14 protein-coding genes and 1 pseudogene are annotated in these 18,654 nt (G+C 76.0%); 8 read left to right on the top strand and 7 right to left on the bottom strand.

Annotation, left to right across the window (positions count from 1 at the left end):
- Positions 1-278 (top strand): annotated as a pseudogene (locus tag ACIRS1_RS30820) (hypothetical protein); the annotation flags it as partial.
- 168 nt (positions 279-446) lie between these two features.
- Positions 447-1,898: a hypothetical protein gene (locus tag ACIRS1_RS30825; protein WP_402845392.1), complete on the top strand. Its 1,452-nt coding sequence runs from the start codon at positions 447-449 to the stop codon at positions 1,896-1,898.
- 220 nt (positions 1,899-2,118) lie between these two features.
- Here ACIRS1_RS30825 and ACIRS1_RS30830 read toward each other — a convergent pair whose 3' ends face one another.
- Together ACIRS1_RS30830 and ACIRS1_RS30835 are read right to left on the bottom strand one after the other, a co-directional pair.
- Positions 2,119-3,069: a hypothetical protein gene (locus tag ACIRS1_RS30830; protein ID WP_402845394.1), complete on the bottom strand. Its 951-nt coding sequence runs from the start codon at positions 3,067-3,069 to the stop codon at positions 2,119-2,121.
- A 59-nt stretch (positions 3,070-3,128) separates the two neighbouring features.
- Positions 3,129-5,207 carry a serine/threonine-protein kinase gene (locus ACIRS1_RS30835; protein WP_402845396.1) on the bottom strand — a complete coding sequence of 693 codons (2,079 nt, stop codon included), beginning with the start codon at positions 5,205-5,207 and terminating at the stop codon, positions 3,129-3,131.
- Between the two features lie 321 nt (positions 5,208-5,528).
- On the opposite strand from ACIRS1_RS30835, the gene ACIRS1_RS30840 reads away from it, so the two are divergent.
- Positions 5,529-6,485 (top strand): helix-turn-helix domain-containing protein, encoded by a 957-nt coding sequence (locus tag ACIRS1_RS30840; RefSeq protein WP_360216217.1) that lies wholly within the window; start codon positions 5,529-5,531, stop codon positions 6,483-6,485.
- Positions 6,486-6,702: 217 nt separating this feature from the next.
- The gene (gene gap / locus ACIRS1_RS30845) at positions 6,703-7,701 is read left to right on the top strand and encodes a type I glyceraldehyde-3-phosphate dehydrogenase (RefSeq protein WP_360216220.1); all 999 of its coding nucleotides are present in this window, start codon (positions 6,703-6,705) and stop codon (positions 7,699-7,701) included.
- A 246-nt stretch (positions 7,702-7,947) separates the two neighbouring features.
- Here the strand turns inward: gap and ACIRS1_RS30850 are convergent, their stop codons facing one another.
- On the bottom strand, positions 7,948-9,762 hold the full coding sequence (locus ACIRS1_RS30850) for an alkaline phosphatase family protein (RefSeq protein WP_402845398.1): 1,815 nt from the start codon (positions 9,760-9,762) through the stop codon (positions 7,948-7,950).
- Between the two features lie 353 nt (positions 9,763-10,115).
- Between ACIRS1_RS30850 and ACIRS1_RS30855 the strand changes: the two genes are divergently transcribed.
- From ACIRS1_RS30855 to ACIRS1_RS30870, 4 genes are all read left to right on the top strand, one after another.
- Positions 10,116-11,096, top strand: coding sequence for an ATP-binding cassette domain-containing protein (locus ACIRS1_RS30855; RefSeq protein WP_360216226.1), 981 nt, complete (start codon positions 10,116-10,118; stop codon positions 11,094-11,096).
- Positions 11,093-11,941 carry an ABC transporter permease gene (locus ACIRS1_RS30860; RefSeq protein ID WP_360216229.1) on the top strand — a complete coding sequence of 283 codons (849 nt, stop codon included), beginning with the start codon at positions 11,093-11,095 and terminating at the stop codon, positions 11,939-11,941. Before ACIRS1_RS30855 ends, ACIRS1_RS30860 begins: the two co-directional genes overlap by 4 nt.
- Positions 11,942-12,239: 298 nt before the next feature.
- Complete coding sequence (locus ACIRS1_RS30865; RefSeq protein WP_402845401.1) at positions 12,240-13,568, top strand: sensor histidine kinase; 1,329 nt, start codon at positions 12,240-12,242, stop codon at positions 13,566-13,568.
- Positions 13,565-14,242 carry a response regulator gene (locus ACIRS1_RS30870; RefSeq protein WP_387898962.1) on the top strand — a complete coding sequence of 226 codons (678 nt, stop codon included), beginning with the start codon at positions 13,565-13,567 and terminating at the stop codon, positions 14,240-14,242. Before ACIRS1_RS30865 ends, ACIRS1_RS30870 begins: the two co-directional genes overlap by 4 nt.
- A gap of 86 nt (positions 14,243-14,328) precedes the next feature.
- Here ACIRS1_RS30870 and ACIRS1_RS30875 read toward each other — a convergent pair whose 3' ends face one another.
- The 4 genes from ACIRS1_RS30875 to ACIRS1_RS30890 form a co-directional block, all read right to left on the bottom strand.
- Positions 14,329-14,697, bottom strand: coding sequence for a YciI family protein (locus tag ACIRS1_RS30875; RefSeq protein WP_402845403.1), 369 nt, complete (start codon positions 14,695-14,697; stop codon positions 14,329-14,331).
- 116 nt (positions 14,698-14,813) lie between these two features.
- Positions 14,814-16,490, bottom strand: a complete 1,677-nt coding sequence (locus ACIRS1_RS30880; protein WP_402845405.1) for an alpha/beta hydrolase — start codon at positions 16,488-16,490, stop codon at positions 14,814-14,816.
- A 149-nt stretch (positions 16,491-16,639) separates the two neighbouring features.
- Positions 16,640-17,971, bottom strand: a complete 1,332-nt coding sequence (locus ACIRS1_RS30885) for a sensor histidine kinase (RefSeq protein ID WP_402845407.1) — start codon at positions 17,969-17,971, stop codon at positions 16,640-16,642.
- Entirely contained in the window at positions 17,968-18,633 is a 666-nt protein-coding gene (locus tag ACIRS1_RS30890) for a response regulator transcription factor (protein ID WP_387898971.1), read from the bottom strand. Before ACIRS1_RS30890 ends, ACIRS1_RS30885 begins: the two co-directional genes overlap by 4 nt.
- Between the last annotated feature and the right edge of the window lie 21 nt (positions 18,634-18,654).

The raw sequence follows: 18,654 nt of genomic DNA on the forward strand, positions 1-18,654 counted from the left end.
CCGCCACCGGCAACACCGTCCACCTCAACATCCTCGGCGCCGACGGAGCCCTCTACAACACCGACGGCGACTACACCACCGGCCACTGGACCGGCAGTTGGAACCGCATCGGCGGCTCCGCCCTCAAGGCCCTCACCTCCACCCTCACCGGCAACACCGTCCACCTCTACGCCATCGGCGCCACCGGCACCGTCTACACCATGGACGCCGACTACACCGCCGGCCGCTGGAGCAACGCCTGGGCCGAAATCCCCGGCGGCGCCATCGCCGCCCACTGACACGGCGACACCCCGCGGCCCCGCCCAGCCGCACGCCCTCCCCTGCCACGCCCTGACGGCACCGGCCGGATCTCCCCGGCCGGTGCCGCGGGCCGGCGCGCCCCTTCCGGGCAGCGCCCGCACGTACCCGGCACTCCACCCACCGCTCCCGAAGGGCTCCCGCTCCCGATGAAGACCCGCCTGCGCTCGATCCTGCCCGCCCTGGCCACCGCCGCCGCCCTGGCCATCCCCGCCATGGTCACCGCCACCCCCGCCTACGCCCTACTGCCCGACCGCACCTGCGGCACCGTCACCGACGCCGACAGCACCGCCGCCACCACCCTCAACGCCACCATGACCGGCAAGCTCGCCGGCTACATGAACGCCTACCGCGTCTCCTGCGCCCGAGCCATCGTCAACGCCACCCGCACCCGCGGCCTACCCGACCGCGCCGCCGTCATCGCCCTCACCACCGCCATCGTCGAATCCGACCTGCGCAACAACCCCAACAAGCTCGACGCCACCAGCGTCGGCCTCTTCCAGCAACAGGACTGGTGGGGCACCGTCGACCAGCGCCTCGACCCCGCCTACGCCACCAACTCCTTCCTCAACGCCATGCTCAAGGCCTACCCCAACGGCAGCTGGCAGAGCCAGTCCGTCGGCGTCGTCTGCCAGAAGGTCCAGGTCTCCGCCTACCCCGACCGCTACCAACCCCAGGCCACCGACGCCCAACGCATCGTCGACACCATCACCGCCGCGTCGGTGTCGGGTTCGACGGTGGCGGCGTCGGCGACGGGCAACGGGGTGCACCTGGACATCATCGGCTCGGACGGCGGGATGTGGGCCACCGAGGGCGACTACGCCGCCGGGAACTGGACCGGCGCCTGGTCACCCCTGGGCGGCTCCGGCCTCAAGGCCCTCACCAGCGTCACCATCGGCACCAGCATGCACGTCTACGCCATCGGCTCCACCGGCCGCGTCTACTCCATGGACGCCGACTACACCACCGGCCAGTGGAGCGGCACCTGGGTCGAGGTCCCCGGAGGCGCCGCCGGCGCCACCGCCCTCACCGCAACCGCCACCGGCAACACCGTCCACCTCAACATCCTCGGCGCCGACGGAGCCCTCTACAACACCGACGGCGACTACACCACCGGCCACTGGACCGGCGGATGGAACCGCATCGGCGGCTCCGCCCTCCAGGCCCTCACCAGCGTCACCATCGGCAACACCGTCCACCTCTACGCCATCGGCGCCACCGGCCACGTCTACTCCATGGACGCCGACTACACCACCGGCCACTGGACCGACGCCTGGGTCGAGGTCCCCGGCGGCGCCGCCGGCGCCACCGCCCTCACCGCAACCGCCACCGGCAACACCGTCCACCTCAACATCCTCGGCGCCGACGGAGCCCTCTACAACACCGACGGCGACTACACCACCGGCCACTGGACCGGCGCATGGAACCGCATCGGCGGCTCCGCCCTCAAGGCCCTCACCTCCACCCTCACCGGCAACACCGTCCACCTCTACGCCATCGGCGCCACCGGCACCGTCTACACCATGGACGCCGACTACACCGCCGGCCGCTGGAGCAACGCCTGGGCCGAAATCCCCGGCGGCGCCATCGCCGCCCACTGACGCGGCGAACGGACCGGGCCGGGTTCACCGGCGGTCCCTCAGCCGTCACCTCCTGAACGGGGGGTGAGCTCCGGACCGGTCAGGTGTCGGCGGACTCCTGACCGTGTCCGGCACGCGTTCCGCCCTCTCGGGGGAGGGGCGGAGCGCGGCCCGAGCCGCCCGGTCCGTGTGGACCGGGCGGCTCGGTGCGTCCACGTGCGCGGCGGGCGCCTGCGGGCGGTCAGGCGCAGCGGTAGGGGAAGGACGCCGCGGCGGTCCGGGTGTCCGGGGCGAGGAGCTCCAGGGTGGCGGTGGCCTGGAGGGAGCCCTGGCCGTCGAAGGTCCACCGCAGGACCAGATCGGTGTGGTGCGCGCCGGAGCGGACGTCCTGGACGATCTCGTCCGAGGTGGTGCCGTCGCTGCGCACCCAGCGGTAGCGGAGGGTGCCGGTGCCGCCGTTGGTCGCCACCGAGGCCGTGACCACCGCGGTGCCGCCGCAGCCGGGGCCGGCCGGGTCGGTGGTGACGGAGACTCCGGTGACGGCCAGGGCCGGGGTGCGCAGCTGCCGCCAGAAGAGGAAGGCCGCGAGCACCAGGAGGAGGACGAGCAGCGGGGCCAGCCAGCGCCACACCCGGCGGCGCCTCGGCTGCTCGGCCTCCGGGGTCGTCTGGCCGTGCCACACCGCGGCGGCGCGCGGCGGGACACCGGGCCCGAAGCGGCGCAACTCACCTGGCGCGAAGGGAGTTTCCTCCACCGGGGTGGCGGCCTCGACGGTGCGGCCGGGCTCGTCGGCGGGGTCGTGGGGGTCGGGGAGGGTGGCGGTATCCCCCGCCTCCGGGGCGGCCTCGGGCAGGGTGGCGGTCTCCCCGGTCCGTGCGGCGCCGCCCCAGGCGCGGGGGTCGAGGAAGGTGGCGCTCTCGGGCTCGGGCTCGGATGCCGTCCCGGCGGCGGCCCCGGGGAGGGTGACGGTCTCCACGGCCTCCTCGTCGCCGCCCCAGGCTCGGGGGTCCAGGAAGGTCGCGCTGGCGGCCTCCGCCCCGGACCGCGCCTCGGCGGGCGCCTTGTCCGCGAGGCGCACGGTGGCCTCCGCGTCCGGGGAGAGCCGCACGGTGGCCTCGCCGGCGCCCGGACCGAGGGCGACGGTCTGCTCGGCGCCCGGGTCGGGGGCGGAGTCGGGGCGGGGCGTGGGCATGGCTTCTCCAGAACAGGACGAACGGGACGGGGCAGTCGGCGAGGGGACGGGCGGGCGGGTCAGCGGGGCGGGTCGCAGAGGAAGGCGGCCGTCTCGTTGGAGGTGGTGCCCGCCTTGGCCGCCGCCGGGCTGGTCGCGACGCGCACGCCCCAGGTCGGGAAGGTGTCGGCCGAGCCGAAGTCGTGCGCCCGGGTGATGGTGGCGGTGCCGTTCTGGACCGTCACGGTGTCCGTCGCGACGGTGACGGCGCGGCCGCCCGAGCTGTGGTACCAGCTGAGCGTCAGCGTCCCGCTGCCGCCGCCCTGGGCCGTCACCGTGACGTTCGCGGTGAGGCTCCACCGGCCGCTGCAGGTCAGGGAGTTCAGGTTGACCGAGGTGACCTTCAGCACGGGGGCGACGGTCGGGCTGGGGCTGGGCGGGACGACGACGGGCGACGGCGCGGCCGTGGTCGCGGTGGGCGCGGCCGACGTCGGCGCCGGCCCGGCGGGCGGCGGGGTGGGAGCCCCGGCGGGGGTGGACGGCGCCGGCGGCAGGCCGGGCCCGGAGGGAGCCGGTGCCGCGGGGGCCGTGGGCGCCTTGGCCGTCGGTGCGGCGACCGGGCTGCCGCCGGGGCCGCTCGGGGTGGCCGTGGGCGAGGTGGGCGCGGTCGTCGGGGTGGAGGGCGTCGGGCTCGCCGTGGCGCCGTCACCGGTCGGTGTCGGGGCGGCGGCACCCGTCGGCTGCTGCGGGCCCAGGCTGGTGGTCGCCTCCGGCGAGGCCGCGCCGACGGGCGTCCGGGCGTCGCCGTCGGTGGCCCCGGCGACGGCGAGGCCGGCCAGCGTGGCCAGGGTGACGGCTCCGGCCGCGACCCCGACGAGGACCTTGCCCCGGCGCGGCGGGACCTTGCGCAGCAGGCCCCGGGCCGCCCCCGCCCCGAGGGCGAGGTCGGCGCCGAGGGCGCCGCTCTGCGAGCCCGCGGAGGCCTGCGGGCCCAGCGAGGTGTGGGCGAGCGAGGTGCCGCCGGGCGCGGCTCCGCCGGTGGGCAGCAGTGCCGCGAGCAGGGCGAGCAGCGCCAGCAGGTCGAGGCGGCCCCGCTCCTCCCAGCCGGCCCCGTAGCCGGCCGTGGCGACCGCCTCCAGCTCGCGGACGAACACGGCCGCGCTGTCCGGGCGGGACTCCGGGTCCTTGGCCAGGCCCGCCAGGATGAGCGGTCGGACGGGGTCGGGCGCCAGCTCGGCGGGGATCGGCGCCTCGGTGTGCTGGACGGCGAGTTCGGCGATCGTGGTGCCGCCGTAGGGGCGGGCGCCGGTGAGGCACTCGAAGAAGGTGACGGTCGCGGCGTACACGTCCCCGGCCGGGGAGGCGGGGCGGCCCGCCCACTGCTCGGGCGGCATGTAGGCGGGCGTGCCGGAGACATCGCGGTCGGCGCCGCTGGGGACCGCGATGCCGAAGTCGACGAGCTTGGAGACGCCGGCGGCGTCGACGAGGACGTTGGCGGGCTTGTAGTCCCGGTGCACCACGCCGGCCTCGTGCGCGGCGGCCAGGCCCAGCAGGGAGCCCTTCAGGACGACCAGGGCGGCCTCGGGGGTGGTGGCGCCCTCGGCGCGCAGCAGGTCGCGCAGCGCGATGCCGTCGACCAGCTCCATCACGATGGCCGAGCCCTGCTCCCCCTCGACGTACTCGTAGAGCCGGGTGACGTGCGGGGAGTCGACCTGGGCGAGGACCTCGGCCTCGGCGCGCAGCGCGGGCGTGCCGATCCGGTCGTGGAGGTACTTGATGGCGACGGGGGTGCCGGTCTCCCGGTGGTGGGCAAGCACCACGCGTCCGCTGGCCCCGGCGCCGAGCTCGCGCTCGTGGAGGTAGTCCGGGAGCTCCCAGGGGCGGGCGTCCTCGACGGGGGCGGGGGTGAGGGCGGTCGACGGCGCGCCCTCGGCCGGGGTGTCGTCCTCGACGGGGGGGGGGGTGGGGACGGTCGACGCCATGCCCTCGGCCGGGGCGTCGCTCTCGGCGGGGGCCGGAGCCGTGGCCGGGTCGTCCACGGCGACCGGAACCGTGGCCGTGCCACCCGTGGCGGCGGGGGCCTCGGCGGTCCCGCCCGCGGCGGCCTCGGGAACGCTCCCGCCGTCGGGTCTGTCGTCCTGCTGCGTCCGCTCGTCCATCGTCGGTGCTCTCCCCGTTCCTGCCCGCTCGCCGTCCTTCGGCTGCCCGCCGTCCGTCCCGGCGCGGCCCCGCGGCGCCGCACCCTACGACACTGCGGCGGCCGGTGGCGACACGGCCCGCAAACACCGCGTTCCGGGCCCTCCGGGGCGGGTGATCGCGCCGCGGGTGATTCGCACACCCCGCCAATCGTTCGTCCGTGCGACCGGTCCGCGGGCGGCGGGTCGGCCGGGCGGTGGCAGCCGGCCCCGCGGTGGCAGGATGCTTGCGATGGGTGGCACCCGAGCCACCCCGGGGCACGGAACGGCAACGGGAGGAGTCCGATGGGGCACGCGAGGCACCGGGTGGCCGTACTGGTGCTGGAGGGCGCGAAGCCGCTGGACGTCGGCATCCCGGCGCAGGTGTTCTCCCGCCGGCCGAGCATGCCGTACGAGGTGCGGGTGTGCGGGGCGCGGCCCGGGCTGGTGACCGGCGGGGACGGGCTGGCGTACCACGTGGCCGACGGGCTGGAGGCGCTGGCGTGGGCCGACACGGTGTTCGTGCCCGGCTACCGGGACCCTGCGGGCACCCGGCCGCCGGAGGAGGTCGTCCTGGCGCTGGTGGCCGCCCACGAACGGGGGGCACGGCTGGCGGCGATCTCGACGGGGGCGTTCGCCCTGGCGGCCACCGGCCTGCTCGACGGCCGCAAGGCGACGACGCACTGGCATTACACGAGGGCGCTGGCCGAGCAGCACCCGCTGGTGTCGGTGGACGAGAACGTCCTGTTCGTCGACGAGGGCGACGTGCTGACCTCGGCGGGGGCGGCGTCCGGGATCGACCTGTGCCTGCACCTGGTGCGGCGCGACCACGGCGTCGGGCTGTCCAACCACACGGCGCGGCGCCTGGTGGCGGCCCCGTACCGCAGCGGCGGGCAGGCCCAGTACGTGCCGCGCAGCGTGCCCGAGCCGCTGGGGGACCTGTTCGCGGGCACCCGGGAGTGGGCGCTGGCGCACCTGTCCGAGCCGCTGACGCTGGAGGGGCTGGCCCGGATCGCCCGGGTCTCGGAGCGGACCTTCTCCCGGCGGTTCGTGCAGGACACCGGGTACACGCCGATGCAGTGGGTGCTGCGGGCCCGGGTGGACCTGGCGCGCGAGCTGCTGGAGCGCACCGACCTCGGGGTCGAGCAGGTCGCCGACCGGGTCGGGCTGGGGACGGGCGCCAATCTGCGCCTGCACTTCCAGCGCATCCTCGGGACCTCGCCCACGGAGTACCGGCACACCTTCGCCGCCCGGACACCCTGACCGGCCCGACGTGGTCGGCGGGTCAAGGCGTCAGCGCGTCAGCGGGTCGGCGCGTCAGGGCGTCGGCGCAGGTCAGCGCGATCGGGCGGGCCGCCACCGGCTTGGCGGGATCCTTGCGGAGCGTGTCGATCCGGCCCCTGTCGGGGCCGGTGCCCGGTGCAGAGGATGGGGGTGCACCGACGAGGTGCCAGCACGAACGGAACGAAGGGAACCCCCCGTGACCCGCATCGCGATCAACGGTTTCGGCCGCATCGGACGCAACACCCTGCGCGCCCTGCTGGAGCGCGGCAGCGACCTCGAGGTGGTTGCCGTCAACGACCTCACCGCGCCCGACGCCCTGGCCCACCTGCTCAAGTTCGACAGCGCGCTCGGCCGCCTCGGCCGCTCCGTCTCCGTCGACGGCACCGACCTGGTGGTGGACGGCCACCGCATCGCGGTGCTCGCCGAGCGCGACCCGGCCGCGCTGCCCTGGGCGGAGCTGGGCGTGGACCTCGTGCTGGAGGCCACCGGCCGCTTCACCGCCGCCGACGCCGCCCGCGCCCACCTGACCGCCGGTGCCAAGCGCGTCCTGGTGAGCGCCCCCTCGGACGGCGCGGACGTCACGCTGGCCTACGGCGTCAACACCGACGCGTACGACCCGGCCGAGCACGTGATCGTGTCCAACGCGTCGTGCACCACCAACGCGCTGGCTCCGCTGGCCTCCGTGCTGGACGACCTGGCCGGCATCGAGCACGGCTTCATGACCACCGTCCACGCCTACACCCAGGAGCAGAACCTCCAGGACGGCCCGCACCGCGACATGCGCCGCGCCCGGGCCGCCGGGGTCAACATCGTGCCCACCAGCACCGGTGCGGCGAAGGCGATCGGCCTGGTGCTGCCGACCCTGGACGGCAAGCTGTCGGGCGACTCGATCCGGGTGCCCGTCCCGGTCGGCTCCCTGGTGGAGCTGAACACCACGGTCTCCCGCGAGGTGACGCTGGAGCAGGTCCTGGACGCCTACCGGGGGGCCGCCGACGGCCGCCTCAAGGGCATCCTGGACTACTCGGACGAGCCGCTGGTGTCCTCCGACATCACCGGCCAGCCGGCGTCCTCGATCTTCGACGCCGCGCTGACCCGGGTGCACGGACGCCACGTCAAGGTCGTCGCCTGGTACGACAACGAGTGGGGCTTCTCCAACCGCGTCGTCGACACCCTGGAGCTCCTCGCCCGCAGCTGAACCCGCGGCTGAACCCGCAGCTGCTCCCGCGGCCGGACGCGCCCACGAGCCCGACGGAACCCAGCCCCGCACGAGCGCAGCAGCGCACGACCGAACCCGCCGTCGGGGGGGGGGGGCCCCGGGGGGGGCCCCCCCCCCCCCCCCCCCCCCCCCCCCCCCCGCCCCCCCGGGGCGCGCCCCCCCCCCCCCCCCCCGCGGGGGGGGGGGGGGCCCGGGGGGGCCCCCGCCCCCGACGGCCGTCCCGCGTCAGCCGACCGTCACCGTGAAGGGCCCCGCCAGCACCGAGTACCCGTCGTTGGCCAGGTAGTACGCGTCGTACCGGCCCGCGCCGCTCAGCTTGCCGGTGGAGAGGGTGACGGCACCGCTCTGGTTCGGCGCGTAGGACCAGGTCAGCGAGGAGCGCGAGCCCGGGGTGACGCCCGCCGGGTAGATCCCGACCCAGTTCTTCGGGCCGGCCTGGGAGGCGTTCGGCAGGGCGTAGCGCAGGGTGAGGTTGCCGCCGTTGGCCACGGCGTTCAGGTCTCCGGTGAGGGTCGGCCCGGTCGCCCCGGAGGGCGCGAAGGCGGCGTTGAGCGGCGTGGCGTAGGTGTCGTTGCCGGTGAGCCCGGGCAGGCCGAGGGCGGCCTCGATGGTGCGGCCGATGCCGTAGTGGTCGTAGTGCAGCGGGCTGCTGGTGCCGGCCGGGACGGTGCCCTGCGAGCCGACGAGGACGGTGGCGAGGTGGTTGTAGCCCTCGCTCTCGCTCTCGTCCCAGGTGAGGACGAGCAGGGAGCGCTGCTGGGTCCAGGCCGGGGAGGACAGCACGGGGGCGAGGGTCTGCTTCAGCCAGCCGTCCTGCACCTTGAGGCTGGTGGCGCTGCCGTTGCCGGAGCCCTCGCCGTCGTAGTAGTCGTCGGCGGCGATCCAGGAGAAGTTCGGCGTGGTGGCCGCCGACTGCAGGTCGGTGGTCAGCTGCGTGGTGTCGAAGAGGTGCGCCGCGCAGCGGGCCGGGTTGCCGCTGATGTCGGTGTAGTTGATGAACGGCGCGTCGTCCGGCATGTAGGAGCTGTCGTAGGCCTTGGTGGTGTTGCAGGGCGTGCCCATGCCCTGCTCGTAGGCCTTCCAGGTCTTGCCGGCCTCCTCCAGGGTGTCACCGAGGTTGCGCTGCGGGGAGTTGATGTCGGGCCAGTAGGTGGCCCCCTTGGTGTAGGTGTCGCCGCCGGCGACGGCGAGGTAGTTCTCGTCGCTGGGGTGGTAGACGCCGTGGGCGTCGGTGAGGGTGGCGCCCTGGGCCATCAGGCCGTGGATGAACGGCGTGTCCGCGGGGTCGTTCATGATCTGGGCGTAGTCGGTGTTCTCCATCATGACGGTGAACACGTGGTCGTAGCCGGGCACCGCGGACGCGGGCGGGGTGAGCGGCGCGGGTGCGGCGACCGGGGTGTCGAGGGTGAGCGAGAGGTCGTCCAGGTAGCCGGTCTCGTTCGAGCTGGACAGGAACTGGACCTCGACCTGGATCGAGCGCGTCCCGGCGGGGACGGCCCCGGTGGTGCTGCGGGAGAGGAACCGGGTGCTCAGGCCGCGGTCGGTCGCGGAGACGGTGGGCAGCGTGGCGGCGGCGCCGAGGGGGCGCCCGGCGGCGTCGTGGAAGTGCAGGCTGACGGCGACGTAGCCGCTGTAGACGGCCCAACCGCCCAGCCAGCCCGAGAGGTTGTAGTGCACGCCGCCGCCGTCGACGGCGGCGGCCGCGGAGGAGACGTCGACGGTCTGCGCCATCGCGCCGTCCCCGAAGTTGCCGGGGCCGAAGAAGGCCCGGCCGGGCGTGTTGCCGTCGGCGGGCAGGCCGATGGGGGCCACCGAGTGGCACATGACGTCGGCGCCGCCGGCCTGGACCGTCCAGCCGGGGACGGTGGTGGCGGCGCTCCAGTCGCTGGTGCAGTAGCCGCCGGCCTCCGCGTCGCCGTTGACGATCAGGTTGCCGCTGCTCCCGGCCGCGGTGGCGGTGACGGGGGCGGCGACGACCAGCGCGCCGACGAGGGGGAGGGTGGCGAGCAGCCCGCCGAGGGCGCTCCGGCGCAGTCGCATGGGGATACCTCGTAGCTTGGGTGAGGGTGGTGCCGGGGCGTGCGCGACCGGCTGCACATAGCTACCGGTCCGGGCCGTCCGGGGGAAGGGCTCCCGGGCGAACTCCGGCCGAACTTGACCAGACAACTTCGGTACCGCCGACCGGCGAGGGCACGGCGCGGACCGGCTCGATCACCCGGAGGGCGCAGCCGCGGGCCGGCCGGACCGCCCGGAGGGCGCCCGTCCGTGGTACCGCGGTACTACCCGCCTGGGGGTGATCAGCCCCCGGGTACCACGGATCGGGCCGCCCCGGCACCTAGCGTGGACGGTGAGGGCGGCCGGGACGGTCCGGCCCCGGAGCACAGGGGTGAGCGATGATCGAGGCGCACCAGCTGACGAAGCGGTACGGCGAGAAGACGGCCGTCGACCGGCTGGACTTCACCGTCCGGCCGGGCACGGTGACGGGCTTCCTCGGGCCCAACGGCGCGGGCAAGTCCACCACGATGCGGATGATCGTCGGACTGGACGCGCCGACCAGCGGTTCGGTGCGCGTCAACGGCCGCCGCTACGCCGAGCACGCGGCGCCGCTGCAGGAGGTCGGCGCCCTGCTGGAGGCCCGGTCGATCCACCCCGGGCGCTCGGCGTTCAACCACCTGATGGCGCAGGCCCACACCCACGGCATCCCCCGCCGCCGGGTCGAGGAGGTCGTCGAGCTGACCGGCCTCACCTCGGTGGCGCGCAAGCGCGCCGGGGCGTTCTCGCTCGGCATGGGCCAGCGGCTCGGCATCGCCTCCGCCCTGCTCGGCGACCCGGCGACGGTGATGCTGGACGAGCCGGTCAACGGCCTCGACCCGGAGGGCGTGCTCTGGATCCGCAACCTCCTCACCTCCCTCGCCGCCGAGGGCCGCACCGTCTTCGTCTCCTCCCACCTGATGAGCGAGGTCGCCCTCGTCGCCGACCACCTGATCATCGTCGGGCGCGGGCGGCTGCTGGCCGACACCACCGTGCAGGAGCTGGTCCGCCAGGCCGGCGGGGACGCCGTCAAGGTCGCCAGCGCCGACCCGGCCCGGCTGCGCTCGGCCCTGGCCGGGCCCGGCGTCGAGGTGACCGGCCGCTCGGGCACCGAGGAGCTCCTCGTCACCGGCCGCACGGCCCGCGAGATCGGCCTCACCGCCGCCGAACACGGCATCGCCCTGTTCGAACTGACGCCCCGCACGGTCTCCCTCGAGGAGGCCTTCATGGACCTGACCAGAGACGCCGTGGAGTACCACGGCTCCACCACCGGCCGCACCGCCGGCACCGGCACCACCGCCGGCGACGAGGCCGGCGCCGAGACCGCGAGGAGTGCGGCATGAGCACCATCGCACCGAGCAAGACCTCCGCACCCGCCGGCGCGCGCCCCGCACGCCCCGTCCACCGGGTGACGGCCGCCCGGGTGCTGCGCTCCGAGTGGGCGAAGCTGTGGTCGCTGCGCTCCACCTGGATCACCCTCGGCCTGGCCCTGCTGTTCCTCGTCGGCTTCGGGCTGATCGCCGCCGTCCAGTTCAAGTCGAGGATCACCTCCGGCCGCCCGATGGACCGGGACTTCGCCTCGGCGAGCGCCCTGAGCCTGTCGCTGTTCGGCACCAACTTCGCGCAGCTGGCGCTCGGCGTGCTGGGCGTGCTGGTCGCCGCCGGCGAGTACTCCACCGGCATGATCCGCTCGACCCTGGCCGCCGTGCCGCGCCGCCTGCCGGTGCTGTGGTCCAAGGCCGCGGTGTTCGGCGTGATCGCGCTGCTGCTCGGCACCGCGGGCGTGTTCGCCGTCTTCCTCGCCGACAGCGGCATCCTGGCGAGCACCCGCGCGGCGATGACGATCTCCGATCCGGGTGTGGTCCGCGGCCTCTTCGGCGCGGGGTTCTACCTCGCCCTGGTCGGGGTGATCGGGGTCGCCCTGGGCGCGCTGCTGCGGTCGGTGGCGGGCGGCATCGCCGTCCTGGTCGCCTCGCTGATGCTCGTCCCGGGCCTGACCTCGCTGCTGCCGACCTCCTGGCAGAGCCACCTCAGCCCCTACCTGCCCAGCCACGCCGGCGAGGCGATGTTCGCCCTGCACCACGACTCGACCACCCTCTCGCCGACCGCCGGACTGCTCGTCTTCCTCGGCTGGACGGTGCTCGCCCTGGCCGGCGCCGCCGTCCGCCTGGTGCGCAGCGACGCGTGAACTCCCCCGCGGTGGGGGGGGGGGGGGGCCCCCCCCCCCCCCCCCCCCCCGGCCCCCCCCCCCCCCCCCCCCGCCGGCCCCCCCCCCCCCCCAACCACCGCGCCCCCGCCCGCCGCCGTGTTGGTTGGCGGGGGGGGGGGGGGGCCCCCGGGGGGGGCCCCCGGGGCGGGGGGGGGGGGCCCCCCCCCCCCACCCCCCCGGGGGGGGGGGGGGGGCCCCCCCCCCCCCCCCCCCGGCCCAGGGCCCGCCCCCCGCAGTCGGAGGGCGGGCCCCACGCCACGATGGACAGGTGACACCCGTGAGCCACCTCCACGCCGGCGCCCCGGCGTCGGTCGCCGACCCCCTGTCGGCCCACCCGCTGTTCGGCCCGCTCGGCCGGTTCGGCCAGCGCGTCCGGCTGGCGGACCGCGACCACCCGTGGGTCCTGGACACCGCCGTGGTCGCGGTGGCCTTCGTCCTGTTGTGCGTGCCCGACCTCGTCCGCGGCGGCGGCGCCGGCCCGTTCCACGGCGACGGCGACGGCCCGCACGAGCACCGGATCGTCTTCACCCACCTGCCCCTGCCGGCCGTGCTGGCCCTCCAGATCGGGCTGGTCCTGCCGCTGCTGTGGCGCCGGCGCCGGCCCGCCGCCTCCTTCGCGGCGATCATGGCCGTGTTCGTGCTGCAGTGGTCGCTCGGCGCGGCGCTGCGCGCGGACGCCGCCCTGTTCGTCGCCCTCTACAGCCTCGCCCTGCACGGCAGCCTGCGGAAGCTGGCCTGGGCCTGCGGCGCGACGGCCGGCGCGCTGGTCCTCGTCGCCGTCGAGCTGTCCTCCGGCGTCTCCCTCGGGGACGCCCTGTTCTTCCTGTTCAGTGCGGCGACGGCCGCCGTCGCCCTCGGCATCGCCGTGCGCATCCGGCGCGCCCAGCTCGCCGGGCTGCGCGAACGCGCCGCGCGGCTGGAGATCGAACGCGACCAGCGCAGCCGACTCGCCGCGGCCACCGAGCGCACCAAGGTGGCCCGCGAGATGCACGACATCATCGGCCACAACCTGTCCGTGATCGTCACCCTGGCCGACGGCGGCGCGTACGCGGCCCAGGCCTCCCCGGAGCGGGGCCGCGAGGCGCTGCTGCTGATCGGCGAGACCAGCCGGCAGGCGCTGGGCGAGCTGCGGCGCATGCTCGGCGTGCTCCGCGACCAGGGCGAGCAGGGCGCCGAGTTCACCCCGCAGCCGGGCATCGCCGACATCGACGGGCTGTGCGCGCGCACCCGCGCGGCCGGGCCCCGCATCGTGTACACCGCGGCCGGCGAGCTGGAACACCTGGACCGCGGTGTCCAGTTGATGGCCTACCGGATCGTCCAGGAGGCCCTCACCAACACGCTGCGGCACGCCGGCCCGGACACCAGGGCACACGTGTCGGTGAGCGCCGAGTCGGGCCGGCTGCGAATCAGGGTCCGGGACGACGGGCCGCCCGGCGACGCGGCCCCGCCCACGCGCCCGGGCACCGAGGGCCACGGGCTCGCGGGCATGCGCGAACGCGCCGCCCTCTACGGCGGCACCGTCACCGCCGGGCCCGGCCCTGGTGCAGGATGGACCGTGGAGGCCGTGCTCGACCTCACCCCCGACCCGACAGGCGGCCCGACGTGACCACCGTCCTCATCGTGGACGACCAGCCGCTGCAGCGGTACGGCTTCCGCATGCTGTTGGAGAGCCAGCCGGACACCCAGGTCGTCGGCGAGGCCGCCCACGGCGCCGAGGCCGTCCGGCTGACCGCCGGCCTGCGGCCCGACGTCGTCCTCATGGACATCCGGATGCCCGGCATGGACGGCATCGAGGCCACCCGCCAGATCGTCGCCGCGGGCGGCCGCTCGCGGATCCTCGTCCTCACCACCTTCGACCTCGACGAGTACGCCCACGCCGCGCTGCGCGCCGGTGCCAGCGGCTTCCTCCTCAAGGACGCCCGCCCCGAGGAACTGCTCGCGGGCATCCGCGCGGTGGCCGGCGGCGACGCCGTCGTCGCACCCGCCGTCACCCGCCGGCTGCTCGACGCCTACGCCCACCACCTGCCGGTCCGCCCGGCGGGGGCCGGCCCGGCCGACGACGCCCGGCTGGACGCCCTGACCGACCGCGAACGGGAGATCCTCGTCGCCGTCGCCCGGGGCTGGAGCAACGGCGAGATCGCCGAGCGCCTGGTGCTCGCGGAGTCCACCGTCAAGACCCACGTCAGCCGGGTGCTCGCCAAGATCGGGGCCCGGGACCGCGTCCAGGCCGTGATCTTCGCCTACGATCTCGGCCTGACCCGCCCCAACCCGCCGCTCTGACCGGGGCCCTGTCCAGGCTGTCGGGCCCGCCGCTCGTCGAGGTGACCCCCGCGCCCACCGTGCCCGGGCCGGCGTCGCCGACGGGCTCAGTCCCCGGTCATCCCGAACGCGTCGTGCACGGGTCGCACCTCGACCGCCACCACGTGGAAGTCCAGGACGCGTTCCGCGATCTCCCGGGCCCGCTCCGGGCTCGCGCACTCGAGCACGTGGTAGGCCGTCAGCTGCAGCTGCCCGGCCGTGAACGGGCCGTCCGCCGCGACCGGGGCGCCGCCCTCCTGCCACCGGAGCGTGGTGGTGTCCCGCGGATGGGCGAGCCCCGCGCCGTTGAGCATCTCGCCGGTGCCCTCCAGGTCGCGGTGGAGGTCGCCGTGCCGCTGGAACACCTCGGCCCGCTGCCGGTCGGTCATCACCTCGGTCGCCGCCGGGTCTGCGTACATCAGGACCAGGTACTTCATCCCCCGATGGTCCCACCACGGCGCCCGTCGCGTCCGGCGGTCGGGGCGGGCGGAGGTCGGATCCGGGTGACGGTCCGGCGGGCCCGGCGCACCGGCCGGGTGAGCCGGGCGGGCCGTCAGCAGGCCGTCCCGGCGGGGACCGGCCGGAGGTCCACGAGGTAGCCGTCCACGGCGTCGGTGACGCACTGGTTGCCGCGCCCGTAGGCGGTGTGGCCCAGGCCCCGGTTGGTGAGCAGCATGCCGCCGGGCAGTTGGGCGGCGAGGCTCTGCGCCTCCGCGTAGGGGGTCGGGGCGTCGCCGGTGGTACCGACGACCAGGACCGGCGGCAGTCCCTCGGCCGAGACCCGGTGCGGCTGCTGCGAACCGGCCGGCCAGGTGCGGCAGCCGAGGTCGGCGAGCACCACGGAGGCGCCGTGGACGCCGGAGTCGCGGTAGGCCTCGTCGAGGAGGTCCCAGTACGCCTGGGGGTCGGTGGGGTGGGGCACGTCGAGGCAGTTGACGGCGCTCAGGACGTCGGCGCCGTTGTCGCGGGGCTGCTCCCCCGCCGGCTCTCCGGCCCCGCCTGCGGCCACGGCGTCCCCGGCGCCGTCGGTGCCCCCGTCCTCCGCCGGGGCGTCCTGCCCGGCGATCGCGGCGAGCTTGGCGCCGTCGCCCGCGCGGGCGGCGGTCAGCGCCTCGGAGAGCTCCTGCCACTGGGACTCGGGCGAGTACATCGACAGGGTGATGGCGGCCAGCAGGACGGACTCGTCGAGGGGTTCGGAGCTGCCCTTGACGCGCAGGGCGTGGCCGGCCGCCTTGGCGAACAGCTCCTCGACCAGTCGGCGGATGCCGTCCGGCGTCGCCTCGGGGCACGCCTTCTTCACGACCACCGAGCAGTTCTCGGCGTAGTCGTCGACGGCCTTGCGGAACCCCCGGCCCTGGCTGAGGATCCGCTGCCGCCAGTCCAGGGACGGGTCCACGGCGCCGTCGAGCACCAGGGCGCGGACCCGGCGCGGGAACTGCTCGGCGTAGACGGTGCCCAGGTAGGTGCCGTAGGACCAGCCGAGGTAGGTCAGCCGCTCGTCGCCGAGGGCGGCCCGGAGCACGTCGAGGTCCCGGGCGGCGTCCAGGGTGCCGACGTGCGGCAGGATCGGGCCGCTGCGGGAGGCGCAGGCCGCGGTGCTGCGGTCGGCGTCCGCGAGCGCGGCCCGGCGTTCGGCGTCGGTGCGCGGGTAGAGCGGCACGGCGGGCGCGTCCGCGGCGCCCTGGCCCTGCTCGGGCGCGTCGTCGGGGCCGGTGCAGTCCACGGCGGGCCGGCTGCCAGCGACGCCGCGGGGGTCGAAGCCGACGATGTCGAAGTGCGCCCGGGCCGCCGGGCCGAAGGAGTCCAGCCCGCCCGAGCTCAGGTGCTGCACGCCCGAGCCGCCGGGGCCGCCGGGGTTGAAGACCAGTGAGCCGGTGCGCCGGGCCGGGTCGGTGGCGACGGCGCGGATCAGCGGCAGGGTGAAGGTCCTGCCGTCCTGCGGCCGGGCGTAGTCCATCGGGACGCTCAGGGTGGCGCACTGCAGGTCGCCGCAGGCCGTCCAGGTCGGCTTCTGCCGGTAGAAGGCCCAGAGCGCGGGCTGGTCGGCCGGATCGGCGGCGGGCGGCGGCTGGACCGCGGCGACGGCCGCGCCCGGCGCACCGGGCGGGGCCGGTTCGCAGCCGACGAGCGCGGTGGCGGCCAGCGCGGTCAGGGCCACGGCCAGGGCGCCGAGGCGGACGGCGGTCGTCGGAGGCTCCGGGGTGCGGGGGCGCCGGTCGGATCCGTGCACTGTTCTGTCGTCCGTCCTGTCGCGGGTTCTCGGTACGGGACAGGAGCATGGCCGAGGTGACCTGAGGTTCTGGTGAGGACGGCCGGCGCCCGGACGCACCACGGACCGGCCCCCGGGCGTACGGGCCCGACGCCGCGCGGTGCCCGGGCTCAGGGCCGCTTCTGGACGGGGACGTGCAGCAGGAACCGGGCCCCGCCCCGGGCGCCGCGCGCCACGGTGAGCGAGCCGCCGTGGGCGTGCGCCACCCAGGCGGCGATGGACAGGCCCAGCCCGCTCGACCCGGCGCCGCTGCGGAAGCGCTCGAACAGCGACTTCGCCAGCTCGGGCGGGATGCCCGGCCCCGCGTCGTCGACGGCGACGGTGCCGTCCGCGCCGACGGTGATCTCGACGTCCGCCGGCTCGCCCGGGGCGTGGCCGTGGGCGAGCGCGTTGCCCAGCAGGTTGGCGACGGCGCGGCGCAGCAGTCCGGCGTCGGCGAGCACGACCACCGGCTCGGCCCGGACGGCCACCCGGTGACCGTCCGCCGAGGTGTCGGCGACGACGGCGTCCACGAGCTGGTCGAGCCGCAGCGGCTCGCGGTCCAGCGGGACGGCGCCGGCCATCAGCCGGGCGCGGGTCAGCAGGTCGTCGACCAGTTCGCTCATCCGGGTGGACTGGCGCAGCGTGCGGCGCATGATCTCGGTGCTCTCGGCCTCGCCGCGCAGGCCGGTCTCGGCGAGCAGCCGCAGCGAGGCGACGGGGGTGCGCAGGTCGTGGGCGGCGTCCGCGAAGAACGCCTCCTGCTGCTCGATCGCGGCCAGCGCCGGTCGGACGGCCCGCCCGGCGAGCCAGCGCCCGGCGAGTGCGGAGACGGCCACCAGGACGGCGCAGACGGCGGTGAGCAGCAGGGTCATCCGGTCGTGGTCCTCGACGTTCTTGGCGACGTCGACGGCGGTGACCACGACGACGTCCGCGGCCTCCACCGCGGGGCCGCCGAACGGCTGGGCGGACAGCCGCAGCGGGTGACCGTCCGGGGCCGTGACGGTGGTCAGCACGAGGTCCCCCTCGCGGCCGGCCCCGGTGGCGGCCGCCTGGAGGGCGGCGGCGGGCACCGTGAGGCAGGGCCGGTGCGGGGAGGCCGCCGGGGTCAGGTTCCCGCCGGAGCCGGTGAACACCGTCACCGGCGGGCAGTCGTACGCGCCCTCCCGGGGGTCGGGGTACTCCACGGCGCCCTGCTCGTCGTAGTGCAGGTCGGCGGCGAACTCGCTGGTCCGGAGCTTGAGATCGGCGTCGACCTGCGAGCGCCAGGAGGCGTCGTCCGCGTGCACGGCGATGACGGTCATGCCGATCAGGCCGAGCGCGCTGACGAGGGCGAAGAGCAGGGCGATGCGCCGCCGCAGCCGGCGGATCCGGCCGGCCGGGGTCGGCGGCGGCCGGTCGGCCGGGCCGGGGCGGAGCCGGCGGCGCCGGACCGGAGCGCCGCCGGCCCGGTCCGGTCTCACGCCTCCGCCTCCAGCCGGTACCCGACGCCCCGCGCGGTGTGGATCACCGGCGGGTCGCCGAGCTTGCGGCGCAGCTGGGAGATCAGCACCTCGACCACGTTGGAGTTGGGCTCGGTCAGCTCGTCCCAGCACCGCTCGACGAGGTCCGTGCGCCGCACCGCCTGGCCGGGCCGGGTGGCGAGGGTCTCCAGGACGGCGAACTCCTTGGTGGTGAGCGAGAGCAGCACGCCGCCGCGGTGCACCGTGCGGCGGGCCGTGTCGATCTCCAGGTCCCCGCAGCGGACCACGGGCGGGCGGGCGACGGCGGTGCGCCGGCACAGGTTCCGTACCCGCGCCACCAGTTCGGGCACGGCGAAGGGCTTGACCAGGTAGTCGTCCCCGCCGGTCGCGAAGCCCTCGACCCGGTCGGCGACGGTGTCCCGGGCGGTCAGGAAGAGCACCGGTACCGTCCGGCCGTCGGCCCGCATCCGGCGCACGTAGTCCGCGGAGTCGCCGGCCGGAAGCATCCGGTCGAGGACGACGCAGTCGTAGGCGGTGACGAACAGCGCCTCGTCGGCGGCGGGCAGGTCCGCGGCCTCGTCGACGGCCAGGCCGCTGCCGCGCAGGGCTGCGGCCACGGCGAACCGCAGGTCCTCGTCGTCCTCCACCACCAGCACTCGCATGCCGGTCAGGATAGCCGTGAC

Source organism: Kitasatospora sp. NPDC101176, from assembly GCF_044768035.1.
Lineage (GTDB): Bacteria > Actinomycetota > Actinomycetes > Streptomycetales > Streptomycetaceae > Kitasatospora.